The organism is Escherichia sp. AM3, from assembly GCF_032029835.1.
Lineage (GTDB): Bacteria > Pseudomonadota > Gammaproteobacteria > Enterobacterales > Enterobacteriaceae > Escherichia > Escherichia coli.
Genome location: NZ_JAVUPQ010000629.1, coordinates 1 through 388, shown reverse-complemented (window position 1 = coordinate 388; position 388 = coordinate 1). Strand labels below are relative to the sequence as shown.

General features: G+C 60.6%; 1 protein-coding gene. It reads left to right on the top strand.

The window, feature by feature from the left end; genetic code table 11:
- The coding region (locus RTW80_RS27600) for an EamA family transporter (protein WP_142928301.1) at window positions 1-282 on the top strand (282 nt) is incomplete at its 5' end.
- Between the last annotated feature and the right edge of the window lie 106 nt (window positions 283-388).

Below are 388 nucleotides of genomic sequence, written 5' to 3'. Positions count from 1 at the left end.
ACAGGAACCAATGTTCTCGGCCTGGCGTGGCTCGGCCTGATCGGAGCGGGTTTAACCTACTTCCTTTGGTTCCGGGGGATCTCGCGACTCGAACCTACAGTTGTTTCCTTACTGGGCTTTCTCAGCCCGGGGACCGCCGTGTTGCTAGGATGGTTGTTCTTGGATCAGACGCTGAGTGCGCTTCAAATCATCGGCGTCCTGCTCGTGATCGGGAGTATCTGGCTGGGCCAACGTTCCAACCGCACTCCTAGGGCGCGTATAGCTTGCCGGAAGTCGCCTTGACCCGCATGGCATAGGCCTATCGTTTCCACGATCAGCGATCGGCTCGTTGCCCTGCGCCGCTCCAAAGCCCGCGACGCAGCGCCGGCAGGCAGAGCAAGTAGAGGGC